The 25,072-nt window shown below is 68.2% G+C and carries 24 protein-coding genes, 1 tRNA gene and 1 pseudogene; 9 read left to right on the top strand and 17 right to left on the bottom strand.

Annotation, left to right across the window (positions count from 1 at the left end; all coding sequences use genetic code 11):
- The 4 genes and pseudogenes from ACOJTB_RS10740 to ACOJTB_RS10755 all read left to right on the top strand — a co-directional run.
- A pseudogene (locus ACOJTB_RS10740) lies at positions 1-1,899 on the top strand (helicase-related protein); the annotation flags it as partial.
- Between the two features lie 25 nt (positions 1,900-1,924).
- Complete coding sequence (locus ACOJTB_RS10745) at positions 1,925-2,233, top strand: RNA-binding S4 domain-containing protein (RefSeq protein ID WP_420102516.1); 309 nt, start codon at positions 1,925-1,927, stop codon at positions 2,231-2,233.
- 162 nt (positions 2,234-2,395) lie between these two features.
- Positions 2,396-2,731 (top strand): ferredoxin FdxA, encoded by a 336-nt coding sequence (fdxA, locus tag ACOJTB_RS10750; RefSeq protein WP_420102517.1) that lies wholly within the window; start codon positions 2,396-2,398, stop codon positions 2,729-2,731.
- A gap of 386 nt (positions 2,732-3,117) precedes the next feature.
- Positions 3,118-3,711, top strand: a complete 594-nt coding sequence (locus tag ACOJTB_RS10755; protein WP_420102518.1) for a CarD family transcriptional regulator — start codon at positions 3,118-3,120, stop codon at positions 3,709-3,711.
- A 98-nt stretch (positions 3,712-3,809) separates the two neighbouring features.
- On the opposite strand, the gene ACOJTB_RS10760 is transcribed toward ACOJTB_RS10755, so the two are convergent.
- Both ACOJTB_RS10760 and ACOJTB_RS10765 read right to left on the bottom strand, forming a co-directional pair.
- Positions 3,810-5,294 (bottom strand): M48 family metalloprotease, encoded by a 1,485-nt coding sequence (locus ACOJTB_RS10760; RefSeq protein ID WP_420102519.1) that lies wholly within the window; start codon positions 5,292-5,294, stop codon positions 3,810-3,812.
- A gap of 28 nt (positions 5,295-5,322) precedes the next feature.
- On the bottom strand, positions 5,323-6,084 hold the full coding sequence (locus tag ACOJTB_RS10765) for a hypothetical protein (protein WP_420102520.1): 762 nt from the start codon (positions 6,082-6,084) through the stop codon (positions 5,323-5,325).
- A gap of 28 nt (positions 6,085-6,112) precedes the next feature.
- Here ACOJTB_RS10765 and ACOJTB_RS10770 point away from each other — a divergent pair.
- A tRNA-Arg gene (locus ACOJTB_RS10770) sits at positions 6,113-6,189 on the top strand.
- An 852-nt stretch (positions 6,190-7,041) separates the two neighbouring features.
- On the opposite strand, the gene ACOJTB_RS10775 is transcribed toward ACOJTB_RS10770, so the two are convergent.
- From ACOJTB_RS10775 to proB, 10 genes are all read right to left on the bottom strand, one after another.
- Positions 7,042-7,587 carry a DUF2971 domain-containing protein gene (locus tag ACOJTB_RS10775; protein ID WP_420102521.1) on the bottom strand — a complete coding sequence of 182 codons (546 nt, stop codon included), beginning with the start codon at positions 7,585-7,587 and terminating at the stop codon, positions 7,042-7,044.
- A gap of 306 nt (positions 7,588-7,893) precedes the next feature.
- Entirely contained in the window at positions 7,894-8,409 is a 516-nt protein-coding gene (locus ACOJTB_RS10780) for an RNA pyrophosphohydrolase (RefSeq protein ID WP_420102522.1), read from the bottom strand.
- Positions 8,406-9,632: a divergent polysaccharide deacetylase family protein gene (locus tag ACOJTB_RS10785; RefSeq protein WP_420102523.1), complete on the bottom strand. Its 1,227-nt coding sequence runs from the start codon at positions 9,630-9,632 to the stop codon at positions 8,406-8,408. The genes ACOJTB_RS10780 and ACOJTB_RS10785 overlap by 4 nt, the downstream gene beginning before the upstream one ends.
- A gap of 96 nt (positions 9,633-9,728) precedes the next feature.
- Positions 9,729-11,147, bottom strand: coding sequence for a S41 family peptidase (locus ACOJTB_RS10790; RefSeq protein ID WP_465248403.1), 1,419 nt, complete (start codon positions 11,145-11,147; stop codon positions 9,729-9,731).
- The gene (locus ACOJTB_RS10795) at positions 11,144-12,448 is read right to left on the bottom strand and encodes a murein hydrolase activator EnvC family protein (protein WP_420102525.1); all 1,305 of its coding nucleotides are present in this window, start codon (positions 12,446-12,448) and stop codon (positions 11,144-11,146) included. The genes ACOJTB_RS10790 and ACOJTB_RS10795 overlap by 4 nt, the downstream gene beginning before the upstream one ends.
- Before the next feature lie 152 nt (positions 12,449-12,600).
- Positions 12,601-13,080: a 23S rRNA (pseudouridine(1915)-N(3))-methyltransferase RlmH gene (gene rlmH, locus ACOJTB_RS10800; protein WP_420102526.1), complete on the bottom strand. Its 480-nt coding sequence runs from the start codon at positions 13,078-13,080 to the stop codon at positions 12,601-12,603.
- Positions 13,081-13,092: 12 nt separating this feature from the next.
- Positions 13,093-13,404 carry a ribosome silencing factor gene (rsfS, locus tag ACOJTB_RS10805; protein WP_420102527.1) on the bottom strand — a complete coding sequence of 104 codons (312 nt, stop codon included), beginning with the start codon at positions 13,402-13,404 and terminating at the stop codon, positions 13,093-13,095.
- Positions 13,405-13,575: 171 nt separating this feature from the next.
- Positions 13,576-14,187, bottom strand: a complete 612-nt coding sequence (locus ACOJTB_RS10810) for a nicotinate-nucleotide adenylyltransferase (RefSeq protein ID WP_420102528.1) — start codon at positions 14,185-14,187, stop codon at positions 13,576-13,578.
- Positions 14,188-14,204: 17 nt separating this feature from the next.
- Positions 14,205-15,509: a glutamate-5-semialdehyde dehydrogenase gene (locus ACOJTB_RS10815; RefSeq protein WP_420102529.1), complete on the bottom strand. Its 1,305-nt coding sequence runs from the start codon at positions 15,507-15,509 to the stop codon at positions 14,205-14,207.
- Positions 15,510-15,624: 115 nt separating this feature from the next.
- Positions 15,625-16,749 (bottom strand): glutamate 5-kinase, encoded by a 1,125-nt coding sequence (gene proB / locus ACOJTB_RS10820; RefSeq protein WP_420102530.1) that lies wholly within the window; start codon positions 16,747-16,749, stop codon positions 15,625-15,627.
- 304 nt (positions 16,750-17,053) lie between these two features.
- On the opposite strand from proB, the gene ACOJTB_RS10825 reads away from it, so the two are divergent.
- The 3 genes from ACOJTB_RS10825 (at position 17,054) to ACOJTB_RS10835 (ending at position 19,403) form a co-directional block, all read left to right on the top strand.
- Positions 17,054-17,428, top strand: a complete 375-nt coding sequence (locus tag ACOJTB_RS10825) for a DUF6481 family protein (protein ID WP_420102531.1) — start codon at positions 17,054-17,056, stop codon at positions 17,426-17,428.
- A gap of 155 nt (positions 17,429-17,583) precedes the next feature.
- Positions 17,584-18,735 (top strand): glycosyltransferase family 4 protein, encoded by a 1,152-nt coding sequence (locus tag ACOJTB_RS10830; RefSeq protein ID WP_420102532.1) that lies wholly within the window; start codon positions 17,584-17,586, stop codon positions 18,733-18,735.
- Positions 18,732-19,403, top strand: a complete 672-nt coding sequence (locus ACOJTB_RS10835) for a class I SAM-dependent methyltransferase (RefSeq protein ID WP_420102533.1) — start codon at positions 18,732-18,734, stop codon at positions 19,401-19,403. The genes ACOJTB_RS10830 and ACOJTB_RS10835 overlap by 4 nt, the downstream gene beginning before the upstream one ends.
- Positions 19,404-19,437: 34 nt before the next feature.
- Here the strand turns inward: ACOJTB_RS10835 and ACOJTB_RS10840 are convergent, their stop codons facing one another.
- On the bottom strand, positions 19,438-20,943 hold the full coding sequence (locus ACOJTB_RS10840) for a methyl-accepting chemotaxis protein (RefSeq protein ID WP_420102534.1): 1,506 nt from the start codon (positions 20,941-20,943) through the stop codon (positions 19,438-19,440).
- Between the two features lie 123 nt (positions 20,944-21,066).
- The gene (locus ACOJTB_RS10845; protein ID WP_420102535.1) at positions 21,067-21,690 is read right to left on the bottom strand and encodes a transferase hexapeptide repeat family protein; all 624 of its coding nucleotides are present in this window, start codon (positions 21,688-21,690) and stop codon (positions 21,067-21,069) included.
- On the opposite strand from ACOJTB_RS10845, the gene phnN reads away from it, so the two are divergent.
- The gene (gene phnN / locus ACOJTB_RS10850; RefSeq protein ID WP_420102536.1) at positions 21,689-22,279 is read left to right on the top strand and encodes a phosphonate metabolism protein/1,5-bisphosphokinase (PRPP-forming) PhnN; all 591 of its coding nucleotides are present in this window, start codon (positions 21,689-21,691) and stop codon (positions 22,277-22,279) included. The two genes, ACOJTB_RS10845 and phnN, sit on opposite strands and share 2 nt — an antisense overlap.
- Before the next feature lie 74 nt (positions 22,280-22,353).
- Here phnN and ACOJTB_RS10855 read toward each other — a convergent pair whose 3' ends face one another.
- From ACOJTB_RS10855 to phnL, 3 genes are read right to left on the bottom strand one after another with little or no spacing between them, the layout of a single operon-like run.
- Positions 22,354-23,046, bottom strand: coding sequence for a DUF1045 domain-containing protein (locus tag ACOJTB_RS10855; RefSeq protein ID WP_420102537.1), 693 nt, complete (start codon positions 23,044-23,046; stop codon positions 22,354-22,356).
- A complete protein-coding gene (locus tag ACOJTB_RS10860) occupies positions 23,043-24,182 on the bottom strand; it encodes an alpha-D-ribose 1-methylphosphonate 5-triphosphate diphosphatase (RefSeq protein WP_420102538.1) in 1,140 nt (379 codons plus the stop codon). Before ACOJTB_RS10860 ends, ACOJTB_RS10855 begins: the two co-directional genes overlap by 4 nt.
- Positions 24,182-24,880, bottom strand: coding sequence for a phosphonate C-P lyase system protein PhnL (phnL, locus tag ACOJTB_RS10865; protein ID WP_420102539.1), 699 nt, complete (start codon positions 24,878-24,880; stop codon positions 24,182-24,184). Before phnL ends, ACOJTB_RS10860 begins: the two co-directional genes overlap by 1 nt.
- Positions 24,881-25,072: the final 192 nt, after the last annotated feature.

Raw genomic sequence — 25,072 nt, forward strand, 5'->3', positions numbered from 1 at the left:
CTGATGCGCCGCTTGCGGGAGAATGCGATGTTGGAGGCTGAGGTCACTGCGACGGGCGACGTGCTCGTCGAGGGCCAGCATGTGGGGATGCTGCAGGGCTTCCGCTTCACGGCGGACCCCAAGGCGGGGGGGGCCGAGGTCAAGGCCCTGAACCTGGCGGCGATGAAGGCGCTCGGCGCCGAAATCGACGCGCGGGCCGCGCGCGTCGTGCTGGCGCCGGACGAGGCCTTCATCCTCGCCCATGACGGGTTGCTGCGCTGGACCGGCGAGCCGGTGGCGCGCCTCGTCGCCGGCGAGAAGGAACTGGAGCCGCGCCTGCGCCTGCTGGTCGAAGAGCATCTCTCCGGCCCGGCGCGCGAACAGGTGGAAGTGCGCCTCGGCGCCTGGCTGAAGAGCCACATCACGCGCCTGCTCGGCGCGCTGCAATTGCTGGAGGCGGCCGAGAGCGCCACCGGCATCGCGCGCGGCATCGCCTATCAGGTCGCCGAATCGCTCGGCGTGCTGGAGCGTGCCAAGGTCGGCGAGGAGATGAAGGCGCTCGACCAGGAAGGCCGCGCCGCGCTGCGCCAGCTCGGCATCCGCTTCGGCGCTTTCCACATCTATATGCCGGCGCTGCTGAAGCCCGCTCCGCGCGCTCTCGCCGCCCAGCTCTGGGCGCTGAAGCATGGCGGGCCGGAGACGGCGGGGCTCGACGACATCGCCCATCTGGCGGCGTCCGGCCGCACCTCCTTCCCGGTCGACAAGGCCGTGCCGAAGGGGCTCTACCGCGCGGCGGGCTATCGGGTCTGCGGCGAGCGGGCGGTGCGCGTCGATATCCTCGAGCGTCTGGCCGATCTCATCCGCCCGGCCATCGCCTATCGGCCCGGCGTGACGCAGGGCGTGCCCCCGGCCGGCGCCGCCGATCAGGACGGCTTCGTCGCGACGGGTGCGATGACCTCCCTCGTCGGCTGCGCGGGCGAGGATTTCGCCTCCATCCTGCGCTCGCTCGGCTATGTCGCGACCAAGCGTCCCGGCCCTGCCATCACCGTGCCGCTGGCGCCGCCGCCGGCCGCGACCGAGCCGGCCAAGCCCGCAACGGCCGAAGCGGCCATCGAAACCGCGCAGGACAGCGCGGAGGCCTCGGAGCCGGCCCAGCGCGAAGGCGATGCCGTCACGAGCGACGCTCAGCCGGCCGATGCCCTCAATGCCGATGCCGATCAGGCTGAAGCCTCGTCCGCGACGCAGGCCCCGGCCGCCGAGACCGCCGATGCGCCGATCCTGACCGAGGCCGAAATCGAGCAGGTGCAGACTGTGGTCGAGGAGCCGGTTCGGGAGCCGGTGCCGGCCGATGCACTGAAGGCGCTGCCCACCGCCGACGATGTCGCCGCCGCCACGGAAGCGCCTGCCATGGCCGCAGCGCCCGCCGAGCCGGAAATGATCGAGGTCTGGCGCCCGCATCGCCATCAGGGCGGGCGTCGACCCGAGCATGGTCATCGCGGTCGGCAGGACGGACAGCGCGAGGGCGGTCATCGCCGCGAGGGCGAAAACCGCGGCGGCGACCGGCCACAACGCGACCGCCGCCCCGGCGGCCCACGCCGCGACGGGCGCCCGGACAACCGTCCGGCGGCTGCCGCTGCAGGCGAAGGCGCCCCCGCCGCACCGAGGCAGGAGGGGCAGCGCCCCGACAACCGGCCGCGCCGCGACGAACAGCCGCGCCAGAACCGTCCTGAGGGCGGGCGCGGGCCCCGGCCGGACTTCAAGCGCGACGGGCGCCCCGGCGGGCCTCGCCGCGAGGAGCGCGGGGGCGAGCGCTTCCAGCAACCGCAGCAGAAGCCGCGTCCGCAGCGCGAGCCGGACCCCGATTCGCCCTTCGCCAAGCTCGCGGCCCTGAAGGCGCAGCTCGAAGGCTCCAAGAGCTGACGAGCCGGCGGGAGGCCCGAAACCAGTGGGCGAGCCGCGTCAGCGCCTCGACAAATGGCTCTGGTTCGCACGGTTCGCGCGGACCCGGCCGGCCGCGGTGCGGCTGATCGAGGACGGGCATGTCCGCGTCGAGGGGCGCCGGATCGAGAATCCGGCCCATGGCCTGAAATGCGGCGACGTCCTGACGCTGGCGCTGCCGCATGCCACTGTGGTGGTCCGGGTGCTCAATTTCGCGGAGAGGCGCGGCTCCTTCGAGGTGGCGAGGCTGCTCTATGCGCGTCTCGACGCCGGAGCCGAGGGGCCGGGCCCCGAGCCGGGCGAGGATGGCGACTGACCGCCGCGCCCTGAGGGCCACCCCGGCGGCCTTGCGGGCGGGATTTTCCCTCGGAGAGCTCCGCGCGGGAAGGATCTTCTGCCGCAGCCGGTGAAAACGCCCTTGAAACCCTCCGGCTTCGGGGGTTTATGGGGCGATCAGGCGTGTTGGAAGGGCCGGCCCATGACCTATGTGGTCACCGAGAACTGCATCAAGTGCAAGTATATGGACTGCGTCGAGGTCTGCCCGGTCGATTGTTTCTATGAAGGCGAGAACATGCTCGTCATTCATCCCGACGAATGCATCGATTGCGGCGTCTGCGAGCCGGAATGCCCGGCCGAAGCGATCAAGCCCGACACGGAGCCGGGTCTCGAAAGCTGGCTCCAGCTCAACAGCAAATTCGCGGCGAGCTGGCCCAACATCACGCAGAAAAAGGAGCCGCCCGCGGACGCCAAGCAGTTCGACGGCGTGGCCGACAAGCTGGCCATGCTCTCGCCGGAGCCCGGCACCGGCGACTGATCCGGCCCCCGCCTCGTGGCGGCGCGCCAGCCCCGTTCTGCGTTAACCACGGCGCCGCCAAGCGCCCGGCGGCTGGCGCGCGGATGGGTTTACCTTTGATTCGGCGTGTTTTTTGTGCTACACAAAAGATCGGTCGAATTCATTCCGCAGGCCCCTGCGAGGTTCCCAGAAGAGGGGCATTCCACGCGACAGCGATGACTGATTGTCCGGTGGTTTCGGCCGGGCCTGGTGTCGTTTTCTGCCGGTGGGGAATGGGTGGGCGACCGAGGGAGCGTGAAGCGCAGCGTCGTCATCGCATCGCGTCAGGCTGAGAGCCCTCGTCCATCCGGGCGGGGCGAAATCATGAGGCCAGCCGTTCAGGCTGTCCGGTCAGGAGTCGTAACGGCATGTCCACTGTGAAGAAAGCTGCTGTGCGCCAGGGTTTCAAGACGGGCGAGCACGTCGTCTATCCGTCTCACGGCGTCGGCCAGATCACGGCCATCGAGGAACAGGAAGTTGCCGGCTTCAAGCTCGAACTCTTCGTGGTCTCTTTCTCCAAGGACAAGATGACCCTGCGCGTGCCCACCGCCAAGGCCGCCAGCGTCGGCCTGCGCAAGCTCGCCGATGCCGAGGCCGTCGCCAAGGCGCTGACCACGCTCACCGGCCGCGCCCGCGTCAAGCGCACCATGTGGTCGCGCCGCGCCCAGGAATACGAAGCGAAGATCAACTCCGGCGACCTCGTCGCCATCGCCGAGGTGGTGCGCGACCTCTACCGCTCCGAGGCGCAGCCGGAACAGTCCTATTCCGAACGCCAGCTCTATGAAGCCGCGCTCGACCGCATGACCCGCGAGATCGCCGTCGTCGACGACGTCACCGAGACCGAGGCTCTGAAGAAGATCGAGGGCCAGCTCGCCAAGTCGCCGCGCCGCGCCGCGAAGGGCGAGGCCGCCGAGGCCGAGCTGGAAGGCGACAATGACGACATGGCGGAAGAGGCGGCCTGAGCCGTTCTTCTTCCGAAAAGCCAATGCAGAAACCTGGCGGGCGACCGCCGGGTTTTTTCATGCGTGCTTTCCCCGCGCGCCGGTCGCTTGCTGCGCCCCTATTCGCCGATGATCTTGTAGCGCTGGCCGGCGGCGAGGGCGGTGCTGTCGCGGTCCAGCCCGTTCAGCAGGCGGAAGAGTTCGGCCGGGCGGTCCTGTTCGGGCATCCCCTCGGCCATGCCGGCCACCGTGTCGCCGGCGGCGGCGGTCACGATCCGCAACTGCAGCGGCCGGGTGGCCTGTGCTTCCGCAGGGGTGAGGCTGCGGAAACTCTCGATGATGCTGCGCATCGCCCGCTCGGGATCACTGCTGCCGCGCGAGGCCAGAATGAAGCGATAGACGCGCTCGCCGATCTGCACTGCGGCGAGGCGGAACATCCAGTCCGTGCCGCGGCCATAGGCCGTCACGCCGGGCAGGCCGCCGATCTGGGTGGCGATGATGCCCTTCGTTTCGACGCCCTCGATCCAACCGGCCGCGACATAGGCTTCCAGGGTCTGGCCGGATTTCAGCGTCACGGAATCGAAGCGCAGTGCCTGCGCCCCGTTCGCGCTGGTGCCGATCACCATGTCCTGCGCGGCTTCCATGCCGAAGCCCTCCGGCGCCGCGAAGGCGATCTTCAGCGAGCTGTTGAGGTAGCGCCGCCCGCGCACGACCCCGTCGCGCGGATCGTCGCCATAAGCCAGGCCGTCCAGCGCCGCGAGCCAGCGGCCGGCATCGTGCTCGCCGAGCCCCGGCGCGCCGATCTGGCGGGCGGCGGCGATGACCGCGGCGATCCGCTCCGGCGTCTGCGGATGCGTCGAGAGGATGTCGAGGCGCTTGGCTTCGGGGCTCTGATCGGTGCCGCTGTTGCGAAAAGCCGAGTTGCGGCCGAGCGTGGCAAGGAAGCGGCTGGCGCCGTAAGGGTCGTAGCCGGCGCGGGCGAGGCTGGCGACGCTAATCTTGTCGGCCTCGAATTCCTGCTGCCGCGAAAATCGCGCGAGCGAGAGTTTCGAGCCGGCCTGCACCGCAGCGCCCCGTTCGGGATCCTTCAGGACCTGCGAGACCACTTGCCCGACCAGCGCCGATTCCGCTTCCTTCTCGGCGCGCTGGACGGCGTGCTGGGCGGTGACGTGCCCGATCTCGTGGGCCATCACCGAAGCGATCTCGGAGGTGTCGTTCGCCAGCGCCAGTAGCCCGCGCGTCACATAGAGCCGGCCGGTCGGCAGTGCGAACGCATTCACCACCGGGGAGTTCAGGATCGTGATCTCGAAGGTGCCGACCTGACCTTCCCCGGTGCGGGCGAGCCGCTGCACGATCTCGTCGAGCGCTGCCTTGACGCGCGGAGCGCGGTACTCGCCGCCGAACGCGGCCAGCAGTCGCTGATGCTCGCTGTCGGCAGTGCGGCGCACGGAGCTGATCGCCGGCGCGATCTCTCCGTCTCCATCGCTGCCCGGCGGCAGCAACGCGCTCTGGTCGCCGAGGCAGCCGACGAGCAGCAGGGCCGGCAAGGCCAGGGCCGCCAGCCGCCTGGGAAGCGAGCCGCGACCTTCAGGTCGCGGCGCCAACGATGCTCGCCTCGTGGTCAGCATGCCGTCAGTCGATCAGTTCCAGCGCGGCGCGGGAGGTCACGTCCAGCAAAAGGCCGTCCCGGCCGCCCAGAACGCCATGCGCACGCAGCCGTTTACCGCCGAGGGTGCCCGCGGTCCAGCCCGCAGCCTGCAGTTCGCGCCAGAGCTTGCGGGAGACCACGATGGCCGCTGCCTCCTTCGGGCGGCGTGAGAAATTCAGATAGGTGCGCTGCGCCCGCTCGCCCACCGAGGCGATGCGCCCTTCGAGCATGACGTATCGTCCCTCCTGCGCCTTGAGAGCGGCAAGATCGTGGCCGTCGAGCGCTCCGGCCGGCGCCTTCACCGTCGTCGCGTTCCCCTGGCCTGACGGGGCCTCGGTGCAGGCTCCGGCAGCCGCTTCCGGCAGCGGCCTGGCGGCGCCGGCCTGTCGCAGCAGCGCGGCGAGGTCGCCGCCCGCTCCGGGCTCGCGGCCGTCCGGTACCAGGGTAATCCGGGCCGACCAGCGGCCCCAGCGATCCTGGGCCCCGCTCACATCCAGCTCGACCTGCCTGCGGAGGAGCGGCTCGACCGCCGCCCTGAACCGCGCGTCTTCCGTGTCGTCCTGGCGCGGGGCGAGGCCGATCAGACGGATGGTACGGCCATCGGCCAGTTGCAGATCGCCCGCGGCATCGATGCCGCCCAGCGTTACCCTCTCCTTCGCCGCGACCGGCTGCGCGCAGGGCGCAGCCGTCGCCGGCCGGATCGCCGCCGCCAGGCACGACACAACAAGAAGAGGCTTCACCCGCATGCCGTTTATGCTAAACGAAGTCGCGTGCGTCCCGGTAGCTCAGCAGGATAGAGCAACGGTTTCCTAAACCGTAGGTCAGGGGTTCGAATCCCTTCCGGGACGCCAAATTCCAGCGGTGTCAACTGCTTAGCATGTGGTTAGCAGCTCGGTTAGCCCGAGTGGTCCGCCAGCACCGCCGACGCCTTCCGGTCGGCAGGATGCGGCATTTGGAGGGGTTCATAACAAAGTCGCGAAAGAACTCCGCATTGGCCGGGCTTCTGCGTGATCATCCGTGTTTCGAATATGGCACTCGTGCAGCATGGTGACCTATAATGTACTCTAATGCGGCATCGTCAGGCCCCGCCAGTTCTCCGGCGTGCCGCCGACACAGCATCAGCCTCCGCGCAAAAGTATCTGCCTGCCATTCGGCGTCGCGATAAATAGTGTCCACGTCCATGGAAGCTCGCGACAAAGTCGGCTCATGATGCGTTACGGAGTGCTTCCATGATCGGCGCTGTAAGATAATCGTCTTTAACCTTTAGAGCGATACGGAATCGAAGAGACATAAACTCTGCTGGCGAGCTCGGCCATATCATGAGCCGCCAGCATCCTATTAAAAGACACTAAGTTTAGCTTTGTTGAGCGTGTCGGGCCAAGTATGAAGTTACAAATTATGTCTTTGAAAACCGGTTCTTTTTCTCCAGCTTCGCTCTCTAACCGCTCAAAATTCAATTTCAGCCGCGGCTCTACGCCGTTAGGGCCGATTGAATAGGACCGCATTGATGACAGGAGTTCACTTGCTCCGTTCTCTGGCGTATAAATTACTCTCCACTCGCGTTCATCTTCAAACCCTTTGTGTTTTGTGAATAATGCTGCAGATTTGATTCGCTCAAATAATTGGTAGGCTATCGCAAAACTATCTGAATTGTCTCTTGGAATGGGTCCAGATTTTATTAGCTTTGCGCACTCAGAGACTTTCTACCGCAACCATTCCACCCTATCCTGGTTCGTCCGATATTCGACCTTGACGATCGTTAATGGAGCGTCTCGCCCACCGTTCTTAATCTTGGCCGTGTCGAAAACGATAGCTACGCCGTTGCCGTCGAAGCCGTAAGCGCGCCACATGGCAAGACGGCCATCGGTCTCAGTTTTATCAATCTCAGAGGTGCAGAAGATATACGTGTCGGGGAACTGTTCTTCGATGAAAAGTCCAAATTTGTACTCTACGCTGCCGATAAACCGGGTGTAGTCTGCTGGCGAAAAACATTCTCTGAGTTCTGTGTTAGAGACAATTGCATTCATGCCCTGCTGAAGACCGAACTCAAGTTCCTCGCGATCGTTCATCAGCGTCGGATTAGCAAACCAGAGTTCCCGAGTTCGCAAAATCGATTCGAGATTACCAAGGGATGTGTAGTGGGCAAGAAGCGGTTTCTTGTTCCAGTATTCATCTTGATCGGAAATGTCGTCCCACAGCGGGGCAAGCCGGTCGTAGAAGGGGCTGACCGTGGGTGAATCAACCGCCATTGGGCCTCGCTATTCTAAGTGCCTTAGATTTCGTAATAGCGGGTCAATATCAGCGCAATAAGCTGCCAGCGATATCCCCGGTCGTCGAGTCTAAGCCGAAGCTCCTGAAGACAGTCAACTGCGATGCACGATTACGCTAACGCTCTACCGCACGAGCTGCGACAGCACGGCGCAGTCGGATCGGCGAACTGTGAGAACGGATGAGCGGCGAGCCGTGGCGAACCTTCACCTAAACCATTGATTCGGAATATAGATTGAAGTCCCTTCCGGGACGCCATTTCGCTCGTGGCAGACGGAGCGGCTGCTTCAGCGGCCGGTGGCTGCGAAGGGCGCGAAATGGCTCACCACCTCCCGATAGACGGCTTGCTTGAACGGGATGATCAGGGCCGGCGTCTCGTCCAGCCGCGCCCAGCGCCAAGCGTCGAATTCGGCCTTGTGGCCGCCGGCGGGGGTGAGGATGTCGATTTCGCTTTCCTGGCCTGTAAAGCGGAAGGCGAACCAGCGCTGGGCCTGGCCCTTCCAGCGGCCTTTCCAGGCCTCCTCGCCGATGGCGCCCGGCAGATCATAGGTCAGCCAGCCCGGAATCTCGCCGAGCAGAACCGCCGAGGTGACGCTGGTCTCCTCCTGCAATTCGCGGCGGGCGGCTTCGAGCGGCGTCTCGCCGGGGTCGATGCCGCCCTGCGGCATCTGCCAAGCATGGCCGGGCGCGACATGCTCGCGCTTGGTCTTGTCGGCGCGGCGTCCGACGAAGACCAGCCCCTCGGTGTTGAAGAGGGCCAGGCCCACGCAGGGGCGGTAGCCTTCGGGCGCCTCGTCGCTCATCGCAGGGATCCGGTGGTCTTCGGGTTGCGGAAGCTGCCGGCGGCGCTGAGCGGAACGAGCTGGATGCGCCTCGCCTCCAGGCCCTGCGCCCAGCGGGCGATCCGCTCCAGCGAAACCGGCAGGGCCGTCGCCGAGGCCACCGCGATGCCGCGCTCCTGCGCCATCGCCTCGAGCGCTGCCAGTTCCTTGTCGATCGCCGCCGCCTGAGGCACGCCGTCCAGCGTGCGGTCGATCCTGATCGCCGGGATGCGGGCGCGGGTGGCGGAGGCGGCGAGCAGGCTGCGCGGCGAGGAGCCGTCATCCACCACCATCAGCCCGCGCGCGGCCATCTCGCGCAGCATGGGCGACAGGGCGGCCTCGTCCGCGGTGAACCGTCCGCCGAGAAAATTGGCGACGCCGACATAGCCGGTGAAGCGGCCCATGAGCCATGAGAGCCGCTCGGTGTTGTCGGCGGCCTTGGGGCCGGTCAGCAGCGTATGCGGGCCCGGATCGTTATCGGGATAATCGAAGGGCTCCATCGGCAGCTGCAAGAAGACTTCATGGCCTTCGCCACGGGCGCGCTGCACGGTGCGGTCGAGATCCGTGCCATAGGGCGCGAACGCCATCGAGACCTGCGGCGGCAGCTTGGCGATCGCGTCGGCGGTCCCGGTCTGGCTGATGCCGAGGCCGCCCACGATCAAAGCGATGCGGCCGAGCGGCTTGGGAGTCGGCTCCGGGCCGACGGGCCTGGCATAGAGCTTTGCCGGGGTCGTGCCGTCTGCGGCCACCTTCGGCAGGAGCCCGAAGCGGGTGCGTTCCGCCAGCCGCATGTCGGGCGCCGGCGCGAGCCTGATCGTCGCCGCCTGGTCCGGGACGGTGATCACGATCGAGCCGGGGGCAGAGGCGTCGGGCCGGTAAACGGTGACGCCGGCGCTGGTTTCGAGCTGGCCGGCACTGGCCGCGCCGCTATTGGGCGCTTCTGCCACCGAGGGGCCCGACGGGCCGGCAGGCGTGACGGGCGGGGGCGCGGCGCGCTTCTCGATGCTGGCGACGGCGACCGGGCGCCCGCCATCGGGGTCACGCTTGATCGCCGCGTAGAGCACCACGCCCAGGAACGCGACGCCGACGATGCCGGCCGCGCCGCTCGCGATCCAGCGTGCCCAGGGCCTGCGGGGCGCGAGGGCGGAGCCCGGCCGATCCTGGCCGAGCGGCCTGTTCAGCTCCGTGAGCGGCGTTCCGGCCAAAGACAGCCGTCCTCAATGCTGGTGGCGCGGGCCCGAATCACCGGCCCGCGCCCTAGTCTTGGCGTCTAAAATGCGCGCCGTCGAGCCCTTCGGGGCTCAGTTGGGCTGCTTGGGCGCCTCAGGCGTGGCCGGGGCCGGCGTCGCGGGGGCGGGAGCCGCCGCCGCTTCCGACTTCGGCGCGCCGGCGGCATCGGCCGCCTGCTTCTCGGCGGCCTTGGCGACCGCGTCCTTCTTGACCCCGTGAAGCAGGTCGATCGCCGCGATCAGCTGCGCATCCTTCTTGGGGTCGTTCGGAACATAGGAGCTGGAGCCGGACTGCTCCTCGCCATCGCCGGCCTTGAGGTGACCCTTCAGCGAAGCCTCGCCCTTGTTCTCGGCGATCTTGTCCTTCAGCTCCTGCGGAATCTCCTGCTGCACCTCGATGTCGGGCGAAATGCCCTTGGCCTGGATCGAATTGCCGGAGGGGGTGTAATAGCGCGCGGTGGTGAGACGCAGGCCGCCATTGGAGCCGAGCGGGATCACGGTCTGGACCGAGCCCTTGCCGAAGGAGCGGGTGCCGATCAGCGTGGCGCGCTTGTGGTCCTGCAGCGCGCCGGCGACGATCTCGGCGGCCGAGGCCGAGGAGCCGTTGATCAGCACGACCACCGGCTTGCCCTTGGTCAGATCGCCGGACTTGGCATTGAACACCTGGGTTTCCTCGGCGTTGCGGCCGCGGGTCGAGACGATGCGGCCGCGCTCGAGGAAAGCGTCGGAGACCAGTACCGACTGGTCCAGGCGCCCGCCGCGATTGTTGCGCAGATCGATGACGTAGCCCTTGAGCTTGTCGGCGCCGATCTCATTGGTGAGCTTGTCGATCGCCTTGCGCAGCCCGTCATAGGTCTGCTCGGAGAAGGTGCCGATGCGGAGATAGGCGATGTCGCCCTCGACGCGCTCCTCGACGGCCGGGACCACGATGGTCGAGCGGGTGAGGGTGAAGTCGAGCGGCTCGGGCTTGCCGGCCCGGTCGATCTTGAGCGTGACCTGGGTGTTGATCAGGCCGCGCATCTTCTCGACCGCCTGGGTGAGGGTGAGCCCCTTCACGTCCTGCCCGTCGATCTGCTTGATGATGTCGTTGGCGAGGATGCCGGCCTTGGAGGCGGGCGTGTCCTTGATCGGCTTGGCGACCTTGAGGACCCCGTCCTCCATCGTCACCTCGATGCCGAGCCCGCCGAACTGGCCGCGCATGTCGGTGTCCATCTCGCGGAAGGACTTGGCGTCGAGATAGGACGAATGCGGGTCCAGCGAGGAGACCATGCCGTTGATGGCGGCCTCGATCAGCTTCTGTTCATCGGGTTTGTCGACATAGTCGGTGCGAATCTTCTCGAAGATGTCGCCGAACAGATTGAGGCTGCGATAGACGTCCGCCGAGGCCGCGACCGCGCTGGTCGAGCTGAGCAGGTGGGTCTGCGTCGCCAATCCGGTCAGGCCCGCCCCCATGATGGCGCCGGCGAGAACGAGAGAAACCTTGCGCATCATCCGCGAACCTTTTCGCCTTGCGATTTCGTCCACCACGGGCCCGGATCGACCGAGACGCCGTCTTTCCTGAATTCGATATAGAGAACCGGCTGGCCGGTTCCCACTCCCACCGTCGTCGCCGCAGCTTCCGACGTTTCGCCCATCACCGCAACCGGCTCGCCCGCCAGCACGAACTGATTGAGCGAGACGTCGATGCGCTGCATCCCCGCCAGAAGGACGTAGTATCCACCGCCCGCATTCAGGATCAAGAGTTGTCCGAAGGAGCGGAACGGCCCCGCATACACCACCCAGCCATCGGAAGGCGCCGAAACTAGGGCGCCGGCGCGGGTCTCCACCGAAATTCCGCGTGTGGTGCCGCCGGCGCCGTCAGGCTCGCCGAAACCACGCAATCGTGAACCGGCGACGGGCAGGGACAGCAGCCCCTTGGCGTCGGCGAAGGCGATCTTCGGCGCGAGCCGGGCGGGGTCCTTGAAGGCGAGCGCCGTCATCCGCTCGCGCTGCTCGCGGGTCTCCTGCTCGATCGCCTGGCGCGCCGCTTCCGCCGCCTTGTTGGTGACGGAGATGTCTTTCTCGATCTTCTCGACGAAATCGCGGATGGAGCGGGCCTCACCGGCGAGCTGATCGCCCAGCGCCTTCTGAGCCTCGACATCCCTCGCTGCTGTCGATTCGCGCTCGCGGCGGGCCTCGATCAGCGCGGCCAGGCGCTGGCGCTCGGCGGCGAGCTGCTCCATTTCCCCGGCGATGCGGGTCTTCTCCGTGCCGATGCCGTTGCGCAGGCGCACAAGTTCCGCAAGATCGGTGGCGAGGATCTCCACCTCCTGGCGCAGATCGGGCACCACCGCGCCGAGCAGCATGGAGGCGCGCACCGCCTCCAGAATATCCTCGGGCCGCACGATGACGGCGGGCGGCGGGCGGCGGCCGATGCGCTGGAGCGCGGCCAGAACCTCGCCGATGAGGCCGCGTCGGCTCTCCAGCGAGCGCCTGATGGCCGCCTCGCTGGACTGCAGCAGGGCGAGGCGCTGCTCGATCTCGCCGAGCTTGGCCTCGCCGGACTGGGCGCGGGCGGTGGTCTCCAGCAGGGCCTTGTTGAGGCCGGCGCGGTCGGCGCGGATGGCGGCGACTTCCTTTTCCAGCTTCTCGCGCGCCTCCGCATTGCCGGCGAGGCGCGCTTCGATCGCCTTCAGCTCGCTCTCGCGGGCCTGCTTCTCGACCAGCTTCTGCATCGCCTCCCGCTGGAGTGCGTCGGGATCGGGAGGCGGGGATTGGGCGAGAGTGGGGAACGATGTGGCCCAAGCCGTCATGGCGAGGAGCGCCGCGACGAAGCAATCCAGGAGGACTGGGCGAGCCCTCCTCCCTAGCCCTCCTGGATTGCTTCGCTTCCCCCGCAACGACGGCAACGGCAAGGTTCTGGCATGAAATCCAACAGCCGCGCGAATCAGGGAGCGAAACGAGCTCATACGCGATGATAGGGATGGCCGGAGACGATCGTCATGGCCCGGTAGACCTGTTCCAGCACCAGCGCGCGGACGATCTGGTGCGGCAGGGTCAGCGCGCCGAAAGCGAGCGTCAGCTCCGCCCGCTCGCGAATGGTCTCGCTGAGGCCGTCCGCCCCGCCGATGACGAAGCTGGCATGGGAGATGCCGGAATCGCGCGCGGCGGCGAGGCGCTGGGCGAAGGCCTCGCTGCCGAGGCTGCGGCCGCGCTCGTCGAGCGCGATCACGAGGCCGGGCTGGAGCCTGCCGAGGATCGCCTCGGCCTCCTCCCGCTTGCGTTCGTCGGGCCTGCGTCCGCGCCCTTCCGGCAGTTCGACGAGATCAGGCCCGCTCAGCCCGATCGTGCGGCCAAGCGCGACGGCGCGCTCGCGATAGCGCTCGCAGAGTTCTCGCTCCGGCCCGTCCTTGAGCCGGCCGACGGCGATCACCGCGAGGCGCATCGGCGGCGGTCTTCAGCTGTCCAGGCGTTCATGGGGGCGGTCGGTGCCCCACATCTTTTCGAGATTGTAGAACTGGCGCACTTCCGGCCGGAAGACGTGGACGATGATGTCGCCGGTGTCGATCAGCACCCAGTCGCAGGCGGGCATGCCCTCGACCTTCGGCGTCGCCATGCCGGCATTCTTCATCGCCTCGATCAGTGCCTCTGAAATGGCGGCGACATGGCGGTTCACATTGCCGGACGCGATGATCATCGCATCCGCCAGCGAGGTCTTGCCGACGAGGTCGATGACCGTGATGTCCTCGGCCTTCATGTCTTCGAGCACGCGCTGGGCGAGGGCGACGCTTTGCGCGGAGGGGTTCTCCGAGACAGCGGCCGGAGGAAGCGGCTTCGGTTCGGCTTCGCCAAGGGTTTGACGGGTCAGGGACTTATCCTCTCGAAAAACGGGCGCGCCCACGGCGCGACGCAGCTAAAATAGGCCGGTTGAGGGTGCAGTTCAATCGCGGCCGGCCTGATGCCGCAACTGCGTGGAGGACAGCGGCGAGCGTTTGCCGTGCAGGAAGACCCAGGCGGGCGGGCCGCTGGCGGCCAGGCCGGCGGCCCGGCTCTCCGGCAGGCGCCAGCGCGAGAGCCAGTTCGCGGCAGGCGAGGCCATGGCCGAGTGGGTCGAACCCGGCCGGTCGATGATCGCGATCGGCATCATGCGCGCGATGCTGCGCCACTCGTTCCAGCGGTGGAAGCTCGCCAGATTGTCCGAGCCCATGATCCAGACGAAATGCACGCCGGGGCAGCGCCGCTTGAGGGCCCGGAGCGTGTCGGCGGTGTAGCGGGTGCGCAGCGTGGCCTCGATGCCGGTGACCTGGATGCGCGCCTTGCCCGCGACCTGCCGGGCCTGGCGCACCCGCTCGGCCAGCGGCGGCAATCTCGCATTGTCCTTGAGCGGATTGCCGGGCGTGACCAGCCACCAGACCCTGTCGAGCTGGAGGCGGCGCAGCGCGGTGAGGCTCGCCAGGCGATGGCCGTCATGGGCCGGGTTGAAGCTGCCGCCGAACAGCCCGATCGCGAGCCCCGGCGCATGGGGCGGCAGCCGCAGATGATCGTTGCCCATGCTGCCCGCGCTTTTCGTCAGGGCCGGATCTGGCCGGCGCCGTGAACGCGGTACTTGAACGAGCAGAGCTGCTCGACGCCGACCGGGCCGCGCGCATGCATCCGCCCCGTGGCGATGCCGATCTCGGCGCCGAAGCCGAACTCGCCGCCATCGGCGAACTGGGTCGAGGCGTTGTGGATCACGATCGCCGAATCGACCTCCGCCAGGAAGCGCCCCGCCGCCGCCTCGTCCGTGGTCACGATCGCATCGGTGTGGTGCGAGCCCCAGCGCTCGATATGATCGATCGCGGCATCGAGGCCGGCGACGACCTTCACGGCGATGATGCGGTCGAGATATTCCGTCGCCCAATCGGCTTCGCTCGCGACGGTGACACGTGGGTCGGCCGCCTGCGTCGCCGTATCGCCACGCACGGCGCAGCCGGCTTCCAGCAAAGCTGTGACCAGCGGGGCCAGATGCGTATCGGCGCAGGCTTCGTCGACCAGAAGCGTCTCGGCCGCGCCGCACACGCCGGTTCGGCGCAGCTTGGCGTTGAGCAGGATGTCTCGGGCCATGGCGAGATCGGCGGCGCGATCGACATAGACATGGCAGTTGCCGTCGAGATGGGCGAAGACCGGCACGCGCGCCTCGCTCTGCACCCGGGCGACGAGGCTCTTGCCGCCGCGCGGCACGACGACATCGACCGTGCCGCCGAGCCCGGCCAGGATTTCGCCGACCGCGGCGCGGTCTCGCGTCGGCACGAGCTGGATCGCGTCGGCGGGCAGGCCTGCTTCCTCCAGCCCGGCGCGCATGGCGGCGGCGATCTCCGTGGAGGAGCGGAAGGAATCGGAGCCGGCCCGCAGGATCGCGGCATTGCCGCTCTTCAGGCACAGCGCGCCGGCATCGGCGGTGACGTTCGGCCGGCTTTCGAAGATGACCGCGACGACGCCGAGCGGGGTGGCGACGCGCTCGAATCGCAGGCCGTTGGGCCGGGTCCATTCGGCTAGCACGCGCCCGAGCGGGTCCGCGAGCCCGGCCACCTCGGCGACCGCATCGGCGATGGCGGCCAGCCGCTCCTCATCGAGCGCCAGCCGGTCGATGAAGGAGGCGGCGAGGCCCGCCTTGCGGCCATCCGCCAGATCCTGTGCATTGGCGGCGAGAATACACGATGCGCGCTGGCGCAGCGCTGCCGCCATCGCCTGCAGCGCCGCATTGCGACGATCGGCCGGGGCAAGCGCGATCGCCCGCGCGGCGGCGCGCGCACGGGTGCCGATCTCCTCCATCACGGCGCCGACATCCGCGTCGGCCTCGCTGGCGATGATGCGCAGGGCGCTGTCGCTCGTCATCTCAACTCAATCCGAACTGGTCGAAGCCCGACCGACCATGAAAGTGCCCATCATCCCGAGACTGCGGTTCGATCCGCCCCGAATGACGGCGCGTTCTTGCGGAACTGCGAGCACCTTAGCCCAGCCCGAGGGCCATGTCGTCCCGGTGGATCATTTCGGCGCGGCCGGGATAGCCCAGCACCGCCTCGATGTCGCGGGAAGCCTTGCCCAGGACGAGCGCCGCCTCCTCCGCGTCATAGGCGACGAGGCCGCGGCCAAGCAGGGCTCCCTCCGGATCGCGGATCGACACCGCATCGCCACGGGAGAACTGGCCCTCGATGCGGGCGACTCCGACTGGCAGCAGGCTCGCTCCGCCCCGCAATGCCCGAGCCGCGCCGGCATCGACATGCAGCGTGCCGCGCGGCTCCAGCGTGCCGGCGATCCAGGTCTTGCGCGCCGTGGCAGGGGTCGAGGCGGTGAGAAACCAGGTGCATCGTCCCCCGGCTGCGATCGCCGCGAGCGGATTCTTGGCGCGGCCATCGGCGATCAGCATATGGGTCCCACCGGCGGCGGCGATCTTGCCGGCCTCGATCTTGGTGCGCATGCCGCCGCGCGAGAGTTCGGAGGCGGCGCCGCCCGCCATCGCGTCGATCTCGGGCGTGATGCGTTCGACCACGGGGATGTGCCGCGCCTCGGGGTCCTTGGCGGGCGGTGCGGTGTAGAGCCCGTCGATATCGGAGAACAGCACCAGAAGGTCGGCGCCGGCCATGGTCGCGACGCGGGCGGCGAGCCTATCATTGTCGCCATAACGGATTTCGGTGGTCGCGACGGTGTCGTTCTCGTTGATCACCGGGATCGCGCGCAGATCCAGCAGGCGCCCGAGCGTGGCGCGGGCGTTGAGATAGCGCCGCCGCTGCTCGGTGTCCGACAGCGTCAGCAGGATCTGGCCGGCAGTCAGGTCATGGGCGCCGAGCGCCTCGGCCCAATTGCGGGCAAGCGCGATCTGGCCCACCGCCGCCGCCGTCTGGCTTTCCTCGAGGCGCAGCGGGCCGGAGGGCAGGCCAAGCACGGTGCGGCCCAGCGCGATGGCGCCGGAGGAGACCACGAGGATATCCGCCCCGTTCTGGTGAAGCTCCGCCAAATCCTCGGCGAGTGCCGCGAGCCAGGCGTGGCGCAAGCGGCCCCGCGCCCGGTCCACCAGCAGACTGGAGCCGACCTTGACGACGATCCGGCGGAAGGAAGAGAGCGAAGGGGTCTGCACGGGCTGGCGATCGTTTGCGGGTCGAGCCTATGCCTCTTGGCGAAAAGGCGGCCGTTGTAAAGCACGAGACGCTCAGCCTGACGGTGCGCCGCCTTGAAAACGGGCCCGGCCGTCGCCATGTACGCAGGCGCAGAGCGCGTGGCGCGAGGGCCACATCCTGGCCCCAAACGCCGATACAGCGCCCGTTGCGCGCTGGAAGCACGGCGCCTGCGCGCTGATTTCGATACCAATTTGGCGCAATCTGGATTATTCCGCCCGCGCGGACCTTTTTATCGGTCCGTAACAACCCGAGAGAAGATCACCCTTGAAGAACCCGAACGACCGCAGCTTCACCGACCGTCAGTCCAACTCCGCCAAGGCCAAGCAGGCGCTGCTCGAGCGCTTCAAGGCACGGCCGAAGGCCGACGATCCGGCGATGGTGCAGCGACGCGAGGAGCGGGAGGCCATCGCCAGGGCCCGCGCCGAGCGCGAGGCGGAGAAGGCCAAGATCCGGGCCGAGCAGGAGCGCCTGGCCGCACTGGAGCGGGCGCGGATCGAGGAAGAGAAGCGCCAGGAAGAGCTCGCCCGCGAGGCTGCCCGCAAGGCGGAGCAGGCCAAGCGCGATGCGGAGCGTCCGCGCAAGGTGCTGCTGGAAGCCGTGCAGTACATGCAGATGCGAGGGGCGGGCAAGCGCCGCTGAGGCGGTCTTCCCGTTACGGTCGCAGTGGATTGGGGGCGCTTCAGCGCCCCTTTTCATGAGCGCTCCCGTGTTTGGCGAGCCGGCGGTGCTCTGCGTTGACCTACCCGAACGATCCCCGCTCTTGACGCCCGGCGCCGTCTCGGCCTGATGAGCCCATGTCCCGCAAGCTGCTTTTCGTCGCCACGGAAGACTGGTTCTTCGCCTCGCATTTCCTGCCGATGGCGCGGGCGGCGCGGGAGATGGGCTTTTCCGTCGCGGTCATCGCGCGAGAGCGCAGCCACCGGAAGGTCATCGAGGCGGCGGGCGCGCGCCTGATCCCGCTGGAGGCCGAACGGCGCAGCATGGACCCGCGCGCTCTGTGGAAGCAGATCGGCTCGCTCAAGCGCCTGATAGCCGCCGAGCGGCCCGACATCCTGCACTGCATCGCGCTGAAGCCGATCGCGCTCGCGGGCCTGGCTGGCAAGCTCGCGGGGGTCGACCGGCGAGTCTACGCGCTGACCGGCCTCGGCTTTCTGGGCGCCCGCAAGGATCCTTTGGCGGGTGCCGCGCGTCTGGCCACCGTGGCCTGGCTGCGCGGCGCCATCGACGGGCCGAAGGTGCGTTTCCTGTTCGAGAATCCAGATGATCCGGTCACGCTGGGTCTCGATCCGCAGGACGCGGCCAAGGTCGCGATCGTGGGCGGGGCGGGGGTCGATCCGCTGATCCTGCTGCCGGCACCGATGCCGCCGGCGCCGCCGCTCAAGGTCGCGCTGGTGGCGCGGATGCTGTGGTCGAAGGGGGTCGATCTCGCGGTCGAGGCGGTGCGGCTGGCCCGCGCCGAAGGGGCCCGCGTCACGCTGACGATCCATGGCGCGCCCGATCACTCCAATCCCAAAGCGATCCCGGAAGCGACGCTGAAGGAATGGGCGGCGCGGCCGGGCATCGACTGGGCCGGCCCCACCCGCGACATCGAAGGCGTCTGGAAGGCGCATCATCTGTGCCTGCTGCCGTCGCGCGGGGGCGAAGGCCTGCCGCGCACCATTCTGGAGGCGGCCTCCTGCGGTCGGCCGATCCTAACCACCAATGTGCCCGGCTGCCGCAGCTTCGTGCGCGACGGTCAGGACGGCATGGTGGTGCCGGTCGAGGACGCGGCGGCGCTCGCGCGGGCGCTGATCGCGTTCGCACGCGCGCCGGGCCTCGCCGAGCGAATGGGCGCCAATGCCCGCAACCGTTTGCTCGACGGGCACACCGAGCGCGACGTGATGAACACGGTCAAGGCGCTCTATCGAAGGCTGCTGGACCTGCCGGGCACGGATATCGCCGCATGAGCGGGCTTGCGAGCGCCGAAGAGCGCGCCGCCTTCATCATCGCGCAGACGCGGCTGCTGCCGGTGCCGCATGCGCCGGAGATCGCGCTGCATGTCGCCGAGGAGGCGACGGACCTCTGGCAGAAGACGGAGGACGAGCTCGCCGTCATCGGTCTGCCGCCGCCCTTCTGGGCCTTCGCCTGGGCCGGCGGGCAGGCGCTCGCCCGCCATCTGCTCGACCATCCGAGCCTCGTCGCCGGGCGTCATGTGCTGGATTTCGCCTCCGGCTCCGGCCTCGTCGCGATCGCGGCGGCGAAGGCGGGCGCCGCCCGGGTCGAGGCTTGCGACATCGACGGTTTCGCCACGGCGGCCATCGCCATCAACGCCGAGGCCAATGGCGTGGCCGTTTCGGCCCGGCTGGAGGATCTGGTCGGGCGCGACGAGGGCTGGGAGGTGATCTGCGCCGGCGATGTCTGCTACGAGCGCGCCATGGCAGAGGCGGTCATGGACTGGCTCGAACAGTTGAACCGCCGCGGCGCGACGGTCCTGGTGGGGGATCCCGGCCGCAGCTACCTGCCGCGCGAGAATCTCGAGGAGATCGCATCCTATCAGGTGCCGGTGACCCGTTCGCTGGAGGATGCCGAGATCAAGCGCAGCAGCGTGTGGCGGCTGCGCGGGAGCGGCGTGTAGAACCCGTTCGGGGCAGCGGGCGGGAGGCCGTGCCTCAGGCCGCGCGCCGGCTGGCGGCGGCAGGCTGCGCGCGATTGTCGGTGCGGAACGTCGCCACGAGCCTGTTCAGCTGTTCGATCTGGTCCATCAGCGTGCGGGCGGAGGCGGCGCTTTCTTCCGCCAGCGCGGCGTTCTGCTGCGTCATCTCGTCCATATGGCTCACGGTCTGGCTCATCTCCTCGATGCCGTTTGCCTGTTCGAGCGAGGCCTGCGCAATCTCGCCGATGGTGGCCGAGACCTTGGCCGAAGCATCGACGATCTTCTCCAGCGTGTCGCCGGCCAGGCGCACGAGACGCACGCCTTCCGTCACCTCGATATCGGAGGAGGCGATGAGGCCGGTGATGTCCTTGGCGGCGTCGGCCGAGCGCTGCGCCAGCGCGCGAACCTCTGCGGCGACGACGGCGAAGCCGCGACCCGCCTCGCCGGCGCGCGCCGCCTCGACCGCGGCGTTGAGCGCCAGCAGGTTCGTCTGGAAGGCGATGCCGTCGATGACGTCGGTGATCTCCGAGATCTTCTTGGAGGCGCTTTCGATCCGGGACATGGCCTCGGTGGCGTCCCTCACGATAGTGCCGCCGGTGCGGGCGACCTGCGTGGCGTCGTCCGCCAGCGAGACCGAGCGTCGCGAGGCCTCGGCCGAGGTCTTGACCGACGCGGCCAGTTCCTCGGTGGTGGCGGCGCTCTGCTCCAGCGCCGAGGCCTGCTGCTCGGTGCGGCCCGACAGATCGTCGGCGCCGGCATTGATCTCCCGCGACGAGTTGGCGATGGAGATCGAGGTGGTCTTGATGGTGTCGACCATCTCCTGAAGACGCGCGATCGCCTCGTTGAAGGTGTCGCGGATCTCCGAATATTCGGCCGGGATGTCCTTCGACATGCGATGGGTCAGGTCGCCCTGGGCGAGGGCGGTGAGGCCGGTGCGGACGAGTGCAATCGCGCGCTCGCGCTCCGCCATCTTGGTTTCCTCGATGGCGCGAGCCTTGGCCTCGGCCTCGAGGCGGGCGGATTCCGACGCTTCCAGATAGACGGAGATGGCATAGTCCATATCCAGCATCGCCGCCTTGACGATGGCGGCGATTTCGGCGGCCCGGTCGGCTGCACCCTCGGCCTTGCCGCCGAAGCGGGTCTTGGGCCAGCGCGCCTCGAGCACCCCGGCGATGAGCTTCTCGATGATCAGGGCGTAGCCGCCGATATACCAGCGCGGCTCCAGCCCGATCCGCGCATGGACCTTGCCGATCTGGGTGACGGCATTGACGTAGCTCTGGTCGAACTGGGCGTTGGCGATCACATCCCAATGGCCGCTCTGGCGCTTCTTGGCGCCCTCCATGTGCTGTTCGCTGGAAAAGAAGCCTTTGGTCTCGGGCCAGTTGCGCAGCTGCGCATAGAATGCGTCCAACGCGACCGGGATCGCCGCCTGCAGCGGCTCGCGCACGTCGCGGATGCGACTCTGCGCCTTCGCGTCGAGCCCGATGAATTCAAGCCGAGCAGCCAGTTGATCCGACGCCATGTGACAATGCCCCGATTGCGAGAAGACCCTTCCGATCTCCCGGCATAGTCGCATCTTAGCGTTAACAACTTGTGAGTGCGGCTCTTGATCTGTGTCAATCCGAGGCAGCGACCGTGCTGGCAGTCAGCTTGGCTCCCATCGCTCCAGAAATGCCTCCGCCGGGAGCGCCTGGAAATCCGACAGCGCTTCGCGCAGCGTTTCGTGGCTCCAATCCCACCAGGCGAGTGCCATCAGCCGCGCCGCCACGGCTTCCGGGAAGCGCCGGCGGATGACCCGGGCGGGGTTGCCTGCGACGATGGTATAAGGCGCCACATCCTTGGTCACGATGGCGCCGCCGGCCACCACCGCGCCGGTGCCGATGCTGCGGCCGGCCAGGACGATGGCGCCATGGCCGATCCAGACGTCGTGGCCGATGGTGACCGCATGCGCGCGGCGCCAGTCGAAGAAGGCCGCGTCGTCCTGCGCATCCTCGAAATAGGCCGAAGCGCGATAGGTGAAATGCGACTGGCTGGCCCGGTCCATCGGGTGATTGCCCGGATTGATCCGCGTCATCGCCGCGATCGAGCAGAACTTGCCGATCGTCGTGTAGATGACATTGGAGTCGTTCACGACATAGGAGTAGTCACCGAGCGTCGACTCGGCGAAGACGGTGCGGGCACCGATTTCCGTGTAGCGCCCGAGCGTCGCCTGCCTGACCTGCGCGGTCGGGTCGATCACCGGTTCCAGCCCGAGCTTCTTTCCGGCCATGACGTCGATCCTTTCTCACGATGCTGCTTCGGCTCCGGGTCCCGGAGCGCTGGTTCTGGTGGTGGGTCCGTCCGGTGCCGGCAAGGACACGTTGATGGAGGCGGCGCGCGCCGCTCTTGCCGGGGATGCGCGCTTCCGCTTCGCGCGCCGGCTGATCACCCGGCCCGCCATGGCGGGCGCCGAAGACCATGACAGCTGCGACGAGGCCGCCTTTGCGGCGGCTCAGGAGCGCGGAGAGATGGCGCTGAGCTGGCGCGCGCATGGGCTGAGCTATGGCATTCCGGCGGCGGAGCTGGCGCCGATCGCGGCAGGCTGCGTCGTCATCGTCAACGTGTCGCGTGGTGCGGTCGCGGCGGCCGAGGCCCTGGCGCAGCGTGTGGTGGTCGTCAACATCACGGCTCCGACTGCCGTGCTGGCCAAGCGGCTGGCCGCGCGCGGCCGGGAGAGCGAGGCGGATATCGCCGCCCGCCTGGCCCGTGAAGCGCCGCTGACGTCGCGGCGGGCGCGCATCGTCACGATCCTGAACGATCGCAGCGTCGGGGAGGCCGCGGACGATCTCGTCACGTTGCTGCAGGACACGACAGGTTAGGCCCTTGCCGGCACAGAGCCCGCCAGCCTTTCCTGCGAGGAGTCTGGCTTTGCTGCGCTCGCAACGAGGCTTATTCATCCCAGCCGATAGGATTCGATGAGGCGGAAGCGGCCGGCGCGGTCTGCCTGCCGATAGAGCGCGAGGCGGTCGATCGCGACCGGGCCGGCTGGAACGGCCGCGGAATAGGCCTGCGCCAGAGCTTCCCGAGCGGGTTCGACCCGGTCGCGGTCGAGCGAGCCGGTCAACGTCATGTGGAAGCGGAAGGCGTCGCCGACATAAGGATAGCCATAGGCTTCCAGATAGGCGTGCTGCGCCGGGGTGAGCGGGCTGGCGAGGCGCCGGGCCCTTTCCGCGTCGGATAGAGGGGCGCGGAAGGGCTCGAAGGCCTGAACCACCGAGAAGGCGAGGTGCTGCAGGGCCGGGCTCGGCTCGGCCGGGATGAGCGCGACGAAGCGTCCGAGCGCGGAGACCGCCAGGCCCGGAAGCACCACGCTTTCGAGTGCCGCCGCCTGGTTGCGGGCGAAGGCGCGCAGCTGGTCTTCGCTACGCCCGGCCGCCAGCTCGAAGGGGGCCTTCAGCGTGGCGTGGAAACCATAGCGCCGCGGCTCGGCCGTCGCCTGCGCCCAATCGGCGGGATCGCAACCGGGCGGATGAAGAGCGGGCACATCCTCGCCGGTGAGAGCGTCGTAGCCGAGCACCTGCGAGCCGAAGCGCCAAAGGGCGCTCGCGGCCGAAGGAGCGTAGTAGAGCGCGTAGCGTGGGCTCAAAATGCGCGCATCCCTTGCGACCACACGGCGGAGAGGACCGGCGTCGGCCCCAGCACCTTGAAGCGGACGAGATCGGCGCGCAGGCCGGGCTTGAGGTGGCCGCGATCCTGAAGGCCGAGGATGTCGGCGATCTTCCAGGTGACCATGCCCATGGCGTCCGGCAGCGCGATGCCGTGATCCGCATGCAGCTTCACCACCGCCTGCAGCAGGCTCGCCGGGACGTAGTCGGAGGACAGGCCGTCGAGCAGCCCCTTTTCGGCCAGTTCCGACACCGAGACGCCGCCGGAATGCGAGCCGCCGCGCACAACGTTCGGCGCGCCGGCCACCGTGGCGAGGCCATGAGCCTTGGCGGCCTGCGCCGCCTCCACCGTGGTCGGGAATTCGGAGATCACGGCACCGGAGGCGATGCCTTCCTCGACATGTTCCGGCGTGGTGTCGTCATGGGTGGCGAGCGGGATGCCGCGATTGCGGAAGATCTCGACCACCGCCTGCCAGTTGCGGCCGACATTGGCGGCGCCTTCCTTCTGGCGCATCACCACATCCTCCTCGAATTCCTGCTCGGTTTTGCCGTTGCCGACCGCATAGGTCTTGAGGTGCTCGATGTTGCGCCATTGCCGCTGGCCGGGGGTGTGGTCCATCAGCGAGACGAGCTGCACCAGCGCGTCGTCCTGATAGGGCGCGATGTCGGCGAGCAGCTCCGGGCTCGTCAGCTCGCAGCGCATATGGATGCGGTGGTCGATGCGGAAGAGGTTCTCGCGCTTGCCTTCGGCGAGCGCCTTCATGACATCGGCGAAGATGTCCTTTCGATAGTCCTTGGCCGAGAAGGGCGTGCCGGCGCAAACGGCGTCGTAGACGGTGGTCACGCCGGCGGCCGCCATCTGCGCGTCATGGACCAGCGCCGCCGCCAGCCCGTTCGGCCAGAAGACCTTGGGGCGCGGCATGAAGTGCTTTTCCATATTGTCGGTGTGCATCTCGACGAGGCCCGGCGCGACATAGTCGCCGCCGGCGTCGATCGCGCCCGGCAGGGAGGAGTTGCCCTGGTCGACCGCCGTGATGCCGCTCTCGTCGAAGGAGACGGTGCCGGTGACGACCTCGTTCTCGAGGATCAGTCTGGCGTTGGTGAGAACGGTCTGCATCAGGCGGCCTTCCGGAATGCGGTGATGTCGAGATAGCGCGTCGCGACCTTCTCCCGCACCGCCTCGTCGTGGAAGATGCCCACGATGGCTGAGCCGGCGGCGCGGGCCTCGGCGATGAGCTCGACGACGACGTCGCGATTGGCGGCATCGAGCGAGGCGGTCGGCTCGTCGATCAGCATGATCGGCGAGGGATCGACGAAGGAGCGGGCGATGTTGACGCGCTGCTGCTCGCCACCGGAGAACGTGGCCGGAGCGAGATTCCACAGTCGTTCCGGCAGGTTGAGCCGGGCCAGCATGGCGCTGGCCTTCTGCGTCGCGACCTCCGGCGAGGCGCCGCGCGCCAGCAGCGGGTCGCGCACGATGTCGAGCGCCGAGACGCGCGGAATGACGCGCAGGAACTGCGAGACGAAGCCGAGGGTGCGACGGCGCACATCCAGCACCGTGCGGGGCACCGCCGAGACGATGTCGATCGGCCGGCCTGCATGGGTGATGCGGATCGAGCCGGAGGTCGGCTTGTAATTGCCGTAGAGGATGCGAAGCAGGCTCGACTTGCCCGCGCCGGACGCGCCCGCGAGCACCAGCGCCTCGCCAGCGGCGACGCTGAAATTAACGTCGTCGAAGACAGGCAGGCGCGCCCCGCCCTGATTGTGCAGGGTGAAGGTCTTGGCGACGTTCTCGACCTGAATCATCGTGGTCATGGGCTCAGTGCCTTGTTCCGGCGAGGTGACGAGGATGTGACGGGTACGCCACTCGGCTCCTGTCGGGCAGCGCGCGAACCGGCCTCCATGCCCGGCCGTTCCGGGACCGGTCCGGGAAGGCCGCGCTCGACCTCGTGCTCGACGGCTTGGTGGGGATGTACGGTCCTGTCCTGCTGCGCCGGGTTGCCGAAG

This window comes from Allobosea sp. (genome assembly GCF_048595345.1).
Classification (GTDB): Bacteria; Pseudomonadota; Alphaproteobacteria; order Rhizobiales; family Beijerinckiaceae; genus Allobosea.

What these genes read in the sequence shown, in the direction of transcription:
- fdxA (WP_420102517.1), top strand. Translation starts at nt 2,396, where the DNA reads ATGACCTATGTGGTCACCGAGAACTGCATCAAGTGCAAGTATATGGAC.
- ACOJTB_RS10755 (WP_420102518.1), top strand. Translation starts at nt 3,118, where the DNA reads ATGTCCACTGTGAAGAAAGCTGCTGTGCGCCAGGGTTTCAAGACGGGC.
- ACOJTB_RS10765 (WP_420102520.1), bottom strand. Translation starts at nt 6,084, where the DNA reads ATGCGGGTGAAGCCTCTTCTTGTTGTGTCGTGCCTGGCGGCGGCGATC.
- ACOJTB_RS10775 (WP_420102521.1), bottom strand. Translation starts at nt 7,587, where the DNA reads ATGGCGGTTGATTCACCCACGGTCAGCCCCTTCTACGACCGGCTTGCC.
- ACOJTB_RS10780 (WP_420102522.1), bottom strand. Translation starts at nt 8,409, where the DNA reads ATGAGCGACGAGGCGCCCGAAGGCTACCGCCCCTGCGTGGGCCTGGCC.
- ACOJTB_RS10790 (WP_465248403.1), bottom strand. Translation starts at nt 11,147, where the DNA reads ATGATGCGCAAGGTTTCTCTCGTTCTCGCCGGCGCCATCATGGGGGCG.
- ACOJTB_RS10795 (WP_420102525.1), bottom strand. Translation starts at nt 12,448, where the DNA reads ATGACGGCTTGGGCCACATCGTTCCCCACTCTCGCCCAATCCCCGCCT.
- rlmH (WP_420102526.1), bottom strand. Translation starts at nt 13,080, where the DNA reads ATGCGCCTCGCGGTGATCGCCGTCGGCCGGCTCAAGGACGGGCCGGAG.
- ACOJTB_RS10810 (WP_420102528.1), bottom strand. Translation starts at nt 14,187, where the DNA reads ATGGGCAACGATCATCTGCGGCTGCCGCCCCATGCGCCGGGGCTCGCG.
- ACOJTB_RS10815 (WP_420102529.1), bottom strand. Translation starts at nt 15,509, where the DNA reads ATGACGAGCGACAGCGCCCTGCGCATCATCGCCAGCGAGGCCGACGCG.
- ACOJTB_RS10830 (WP_420102532.1), top strand. Translation starts at nt 17,584, where the DNA reads ATGTCCCGCAAGCTGCTTTTCGTCGCCACGGAAGACTGGTTCTTCGCC.
- ACOJTB_RS10835 (WP_420102533.1), top strand. Translation starts at nt 18,732, where the DNA reads ATGAGCGGGCTTGCGAGCGCCGAAGAGCGCGCCGCCTTCATCATCGCG.
- ACOJTB_RS10840 (WP_420102534.1), bottom strand. Translation starts at nt 20,943, where the DNA reads ATGGCGTCGGATCAACTGGCTGCTCGGCTTGAATTCATCGGGCTCGAC.
- phnN (WP_420102536.1), top strand. Translation starts at nt 21,689, where the DNA reads ATGACGTCGATCCTTTCTCACGATGCTGCTTCGGCTCCGGGTCCCGGA.
- ACOJTB_RS10845 (WP_420102535.1), bottom strand. Translation starts at nt 21,690, where the DNA reads ATGGCCGGAAAGAAGCTCGGGCTGGAACCGGTGATCGACCCGACCGCG.
- ACOJTB_RS10860 (WP_420102538.1), bottom strand. Translation starts at nt 24,182, where the DNA reads ATGCAGACCGTTCTCACCAACGCCAGACTGATCCTCGAGAACGAGGTC.
- phnL (WP_420102539.1), bottom strand. Translation starts at nt 24,880, where the DNA reads ATGACCACGATGATTCAGGTCGAGAACGTCGCCAAGACCTTCACCCTG.